Here is a 6,182-nt window from a genome sequence, read left to right as displayed (position 1 = left end):
TCCCCAGGAGTCGGAACCGAATTCCACAGTCCAACTTCTGGGGACCAGTTCAGATGAAGGGTTGCCCCCTCAGATTTTCAGGGGGCAACCCACCACCTCAGGGGGCAAGCTGGTGCCCGACTGCGGCGATTCGTCGAGCGGCGGGCGGGTGCGGGCGGGCGCGTGACGGGGCGGGGCGTGTCAGAAGTTCCATCGGCCGGGGGCATCAATCGCGCGACCACGTACCACCCGCCCGGGCGCCGAGCGTCGTCGAACTCTTCGTCTGATGCGTGCTGGGTGGTGTGGTTCTGGTGGTGGGGGTCGGCGGATGATGGGGGTTGTGGCTGAGGAGATGCAGGCGTGGGTGGTTGAGCGGCCGGGGCCGATTGACGGTGCTCCGTTGCGGAAGGTACGGCGCCCGGTCCCCGAGCCTGGTCCGGGGGAGGTGCTGGTCGAGGTTGAGGGGTGCGGGATCTGCCGCACCGACCTGCACCTCTGCGAAGGCGACCTGCCCCCAAAGCACCCCGGCGTCATCCCAGGCCACCAGGCCGTCGGCACAGTAGTCAGCCGAGGCCGAGCCACCAACCACTCCACCACCACCGACAGAACCACCAACTCCACCACCAACCACTCCGCCGCCGCCAACGCCGACGGCACCGACACCCGCGACAGCACCGCCAGCGGCGACCACTCCACCACCACCGCCAACCGCACCGCCATCGGCGACAGCGCCGCGATCACCGACCGCACTGCCGTCGCCGGCCGCGCCGCCAGCGGCTACTCCACCAGCGGCTACTCCGGCAGGGGCGACCACTCCGGCAGCGCCGACCACACCGCCTCCGCCGGCAGCGGCGACCGCACCGGGAGCTCCGGCAGTGGCGGCTGCTCCGTGAGTGCCGACAGGGACGGGGCTGGGCGGTTTGGGGTGGGGGATCGGGTGGGGATTGCTTGGTTGCGGGGGACGTGTGGGGTGTGTGAGTTCTGCCGGCGGGGCGTGGAGAACTTGTGTGCTCGGTCGGCCTACACGGGCTGGGATGCGGACGGGGGCTTCGCGGAGTACGCGGTCGTACCGGAGGATTTCGCGTACGCGCTGCCAACCGACCGTCCCGCGATAGAACTCGCGCCGTTCTTGTGCGCCGGCATCATCGGGTACCGGTCGCTGCTTCGGGCCAACCTGCCGCCCGGTGGGCGGCTTGGGATCTACGGGTTTGGTTCGAGCGCGCACCTGACTGCGCAGCTCGCGACCGCGCAGGGCGCCGAGTTGTTCGTGATGACTCGCGGCGAACAGAACCGGGTTCTCGCTCGCGCATTGGGCGCGGTCTTCGTGGGGGAGACCGCCGATCGCCCACCGGTGCCTCTCGACTCGGCAATTGTGTTCGCCCCGGCGGGTGATGTCGTCCCGTACGCCCTGGAAGCCGTCCGCCCCGGCGGTACGGTGGCGGTCGCGGGCATCCACCTGTCCGACGTGCCAGCCCTGAACTACGAGCGCCACCTCTTCCACGAGCGGGACCTCCGCAGCGTCACCTCCAACACCCGGCGCGACGGCGAGGAGCTGTTCCGCCTGATCGAGCGGCTGGACGTCAGCGCGCACACCACCGCCGTACCGTTCGGTGCCGTCGACCGGGCGCTTGCCGACGTCGCGCACGGGCGGGCGAGTGGCTCGCTGGTCGCGCTCCGTTAGAACTGGGTGAAGATTCCACCAGTGTCCGGTTCCGGACTTCAGCGGTCCCTGCTAGCTGCGTTAGATTTGATCAAATCTCACCGAGCTACCAGGGAGCGTGACCGTGCTGATGCAGGATCTGGCCTGGCAAGAGCGGTCGGTTCCGGCTGACGTACGCCTCGAGCCCCGAACGGGTGGCCGGTGCTGACGAAGGTCCTCGGCGCGGTGGGTGCGGTCCTGCTGATCGTCGGGGTGGTCTTCGCCGTGCGTCCGGTCTCGGTCACCGGTGACTCCTGCGGCTCGGTCTTCCAGCCGGACAAGGGCATCACGCCGATGCAGTGCGACGCCCTCCTGAGCAGCCGCGGCACCCTCGTCGTCGGCCTCGGCGCCGGCGGCGTCGCCCTCCTCCTCGCCGCCTTCGCCACCGCCACCCTCCACGACCGCCGCAACCCCACCACCTAACCCCACCGCACCCTCGCGCCGCGCCCACGCCCTCGCCACCCCGCGCACCGCACCCGCACCGCGCCCTCGCGCCGCCCCGCGCTGTCCCGCGCCCTCGCGCTCCGGCCCCGTCGCGCCCCGCCCCGCGCGCGCCGCGACGCCCCACGCCGGCCGCGACGCCCCACGCCGGCCGCGACGCCCCACGAACCCCCGCCTTGAGAAGCCACCGCGTGTTCTGCGGGCGATTTCTTGCGTGGTGGCTTCTCAAAGTCGGCTAGAGCGTCAGCGTGACGGTGGCGAACGAGTGCGGCGGAAGCGTGACCGCGAGCGTGCCACGTGACGCGGGATTGACCGGCAGCTCAACAGGCGCCACCGCGCCGAGCGAGGCAGGCGTGTTGTGGGCCTGCGGACTAGATGCCGTGAGCAACCGTCCCACCACCCCCTGAACCTCCACCCCGCGCAGATCCAGTATGACCTCCAACCCCGCCTCCGGATCCAGATTGCTCAACGACACCAACCCACGCCCGTCCTTCACCGAAGCCGACGCCGACACCAGTTCCATCGCGTGATCATCCACCGCGTACGCCTCCGGCCGCTCAATCACATGCACCGGTACGGAAACAGCATCGTGATGCCCCTTGTTCATCTCGAACACGTGGTACGTCGGCGTACGCACCAAAGCACCGCTGTCAGCATCGGTCAGCAGCATCGCCTGCAGTACGTTCACCGTCTGCGCGATGTTCGCCATCACCAACCGCTCCGCGTGCCGATGGAACACGTCGAAATGCACGCTCGCCACCAACGCGTCCCGCATCGCGTTCTGCTGGTACAAGAACCCCGGGTTCGTACCCGGCTCGACGTCCCACCACGTACCCCACTCGTCCAGAACAAGACCGATCTTCCGCTCCGGGTCGTACGCGTCCATCAACGACGAGTGCGCCCGGATCACCCGCTCGATGTCCTGCGCCTTCGCGATCGTCCGGTAGTAATCGTCAAGCCCGAAGTCGGTAGCGCTGCCCTTGTGCTCCCAAGTCCCCGCGACCGTGTAGTAGTGGAATGAGATCGCCTGGAAGATGTTCTTCGGTTCGCGCCCGCACCCCAGACAACTGACCGCCTTCAGCAACGCCTCGGTCCAGCGCAGATCGTCATCGCCCGCACCAGCGGCGATCTTGTACAGCTTGTTGTCCCCATGATCCTTCAGGAACGTCGCGTACTGCCGCGCAAGGTCGGCGTACGCCTCGGCGCGCTGGTTCCCGCCGCAGCCCCACGCCTCGTTGCCGATGCCCCAGAACGGCACCCGCCACGGTTCGTCGCGCCCGTTCGCCTTGCGCAGCCGTACCATCGGGCTGTCGCCGTCGCGGGTCAGGTACTCGACCCACTCGCTCATTTCGCGGACGGTCCCGCTGCCGACGTTCCCGTTCACGTACGGTTCCGCGCCGAGCAGCTCGCACAACGCCAGGAACTCGTGCGTACCGAAGTGGTTGTTCTCCTCGACGTTGCCCCAGTGCGTGTTCACCATCGACGGGCGATCCGCCTTCGGCCCGATGCCGTCCTGCCAGTGGTACTCGTCCGCGAAGCACCCGCCGGGCCAGCGCAGGTTCGGGATGGCCAGCGCCCGCAGCGCTTCCACCACATCAAGCCGGATGCCGCCTTCGTTCGGAAGCTCCGAGTCCTCGCCGACGTAGAAGCCCCCGTAGATGCAGCGTCCGAGGTGCTCGGCGAAGTGCCCGTACAGGTGCCTGCTGATTGCCGGACCCGGTACGTCGAGGTCGATCACCACCCGGGCGGTTGATGCTTTGGACAACATCGCGCACTCCTTACGTATGGTTGGGGAACATGAGGCAGAAGACGTCGACCGTGGTGACGATGGCCGATGTGGCGCGGTCCGCCGGCGTGTCGACGATGACCGTGTCGAACGTGATCAACGGCCGGCCCCGGGTCGGTGCCGAGACGCGGGAGCGGGTGCTGGCGGCGATCGGGGAGCTCGGCTATCAGGTCAACCTGGCCGCGCGGCACCTCCGCGCGGGTCGTACCGGCGTAGTCGGCCTGGCCGTACCCGAGCTGGAACGCCCGTACTTCGCCCAGCTCGCCGCTCGGCTGGCGGACCGGTTCGAGGCGCACGACCTGCGCGTGGTGGTCGAACGGACCGGCGCGAGCCGCGAGGGGGAGCTGGAGGCGGTCGCGTTCTCGCGGCTGCGGATGTACGACGGGCTGATCCTGAGCGTCGTCGACATCGACCCGGCCGAGCTCGGCCAGCTTCGTACTGACGCACCGGTGGTGATGATCGGCGAGCGCGCGCTGCCGTCCCGCTTCGATCACGTGATGATGGACAACGTCGACGGCGCCCGCCAGGCGACCGCGCACCTGCTCGCCACCGGCGCCCGCCGGGTCGCGATGCTCGGCGGCGACCCTGATGGCGCGGCGAACATGCCGGCGTTGCGTGCGGAGGGTTACGCGCTGGCCCACGCCGAGGCGGGTGTACCCGTTGATCCGAATCTGAACATCCGCAGTAGTTTCCGGCTCCAGGACGGGTACGAGGGGATTCGCTCGCTGCTTGATCGGGGGATCGGGTTCGACGCGGTGTTCGCGCTCACCGACGTGGTCGCGATGGGCGCGATGCGGGCCCTCGCCGACGCCGGGTTGCGGATACCGGCGGATGTCCAGGTGGTCGGCTTCGACGACATCGACGAGGCGGCGTACCTGGTCCCCGCCCTCACCACGGTCAACCCCGGCCACACCGAAATGGCCGACCGCATCACGGCCCTGCTGACCGCCCAAATCACCAACGGCCCCACCGGCAAGCCGCAGGAAATCATCGTCCCCGCCCACCTGATCCACCGCGCCACCACAATCCCCCGCACCTGACCCCACCCGCCTTCACCTCACCCTCGTACGCACACCCGCTGCACCGAGGTATATCGATAAACCATCACCTCTGACAAGACGTGAGTGGCAAATGAGGCTTATCCACCGCTGTTGTGGGTTCTCCACTGGCATACCGATGGAGAACCCACAACGCGGGTGGAGAACCTCCCGGCCCGTATTGGTCAGGTCGTCAGGAGACTGTTGATTTCGGCTAGGTGAGCTGGCTGCAGCGGGCCGAAGGTGGCGGCTTGGGCGTTTTCTTCGGCTTGGGCGACGGTGCGGAAGCCGGGGATGGGTACTGTCCGCGGGCTGCGCGCCCAGAGCCAGGCGAGGGCGCCTTGCGCGAGCGTCCGCCCGTCGCTCTGCAGCACCTCGCGGATCGCGCTCACCTTCTCCCACCACTCCGGCGCCGGCACCCCGCCGTCCGCGAAGTACCGCAACCACGACGGCGGCAGCGTACGAATGTCCGCGCCGGTCGCCGGCCGACTGGTGTCCCGCCGGCCGAGCAACCCCATCGCCAGCGGCGTCCGGTTGATGCTCGCCAGGTCCTCCCGCTCGCACAAGGCAAAGAACTCCGGCGCATCGTGCAACACGCTCGCCTCGTGCTGCACCGCCGCGCAATGCGCACCCGCGGCGAACAGCTCAGCGCTGCGTACGGTGTCGGTGCTCCACGCGTAACCGCGGATCAGCCCGTCGCGGACCAGCTCCTCGCACGCATCGCGCAACGCCAACGCGATCTCGTCGGTGGTGTCGAAGTGCAGCTGATACAGGTCGATGTACTCGGTTCCGAGGCGATCAAGCGACGCCCGGACAGCCTTGTGTACGTATTCCGGGGTGCTGTCCTGGTGATGCATCGTCCGGGTCGACTCGTCGAACGTGTTTCCCCACTTGGTCGCAATCACGACCTGATCCCGCCTTCCGGCCAGCGCCCGGCCGAGTACGCGCTCGCTGTGCCCGGCGCCGTACACGTCGGCGGTGTCGAAGAAGGTGATGCCGAGCTCGATCGCCCGGTGGATGGCCCGGACCGACTCGCCGTCGTCGACCTCGCCCCAGCCGAGCGGTTCGCCGGCCGGGGTCTGGAACGGACCGCCGATCGCCCAGCACCCGAACCCGGCCGGACTGACCTCGATCCCCGCTCGTCCCAATCTGCGCATGTCCATGTCATCGAGCCAACCAGCGCCACGCTCATCCGTCCAATGAATGTTGCGCGCGGAGTTGATGCGCCGAACGTATCTAC

At 68.6% G+C, this 6,182-nt stretch carries 5 protein-coding genes; 3 read left to right on the top strand and 2 right to left on the bottom strand.

Going from position 1 to position 6,182, the window contains the following annotated elements:
• Window positions 1–319: 319 nt before the first annotated feature.
• Window positions 320–1,660: a zinc-binding alcohol dehydrogenase family protein gene (locus ABD260_RS08830; RefSeq protein ID WP_344232891.1), complete on the top strand. Its 1,341-nt coding sequence runs from the start codon at window positions 320–322 to the stop codon at window positions 1,658–1,660.
• A gap of 180 nt (window positions 1,661–1,840) precedes the next feature.
• Entirely contained in the window at window positions 1,841–2,101 is a 261-nt protein-coding gene (locus ABD260_RS08825) for a hypothetical protein (RefSeq protein WP_344232890.1), read from the top strand.
• A 253-nt stretch (window positions 2,102–2,354) separates the two neighbouring features.
• Here ABD260_RS08825 and ABD260_RS08820 read toward each other — a convergent pair whose 3' ends face one another.
• A complete protein-coding gene (locus ABD260_RS08820) occupies window positions 2,355–3,887 on the bottom strand; it encodes an alpha-N-arabinofuranosidase (protein ID WP_344232889.1) in 1,533 nt (510 codons plus the stop codon).
• Window positions 3,888–3,916: 29 nt separating this feature from the next.
• Between ABD260_RS08820 and ABD260_RS08815 the strand changes: the two genes are divergently transcribed.
• The gene (locus tag ABD260_RS08815; RefSeq protein ID WP_344232888.1) at window positions 3,917–4,945 is read left to right on the top strand and encodes a LacI family DNA-binding transcriptional regulator; all 1,029 of its coding nucleotides are present in this window, start codon (window positions 3,917–3,919) and stop codon (window positions 4,943–4,945) included.
• A 182-nt stretch (window positions 4,946–5,127) separates the two neighbouring features.
• Here the strand turns inward: ABD260_RS08815 and ABD260_RS08810 are convergent, their stop codons facing one another.
• On the bottom strand, window positions 5,128–6,105 hold the full coding sequence (locus ABD260_RS08810) for an aldo/keto reductase (protein ID WP_344232887.1): 978 nt from the start codon (window positions 6,103–6,105) through the stop codon (window positions 5,128–5,130).
• Window positions 6,106–6,182 lie beyond the last annotated feature (77 nt).

This window comes from Kribbella hippodromi (assembly GCF_039531045.1).
Lineage (GTDB): Bacteria > Actinomycetota > Actinomycetes > Propionibacteriales > Kribbellaceae > Kribbella > Kribbella hippodromi.
Note: the sequence above shows the minus strand (reverse complement) of the source record. Positions and strands in the feature narration are given on the sequence as shown.

Bases quoted from the DNA above. Each gene is read 5' to 3' on its own strand.
- ABD260_RS08820 (WP_344232889.1), bottom strand. From the start codon at position 3,887: ATGTTGTCCAAAGCATCAACCGCCCGGGTGGTGATCGACCTCGACGTA.
- ABD260_RS08815 (WP_344232888.1), top strand. From the start codon at position 3,917: ATGAGGCAGAAGACGTCGACCGTGGTGACGATGGCCGATGTGGCGCGG.
- ABD260_RS08810 (WP_344232887.1), bottom strand. From the start codon at position 6,105: ATGGACATGCGCAGATTGGGACGAGCGGGGATCGAGGTCAGTCCGGCC.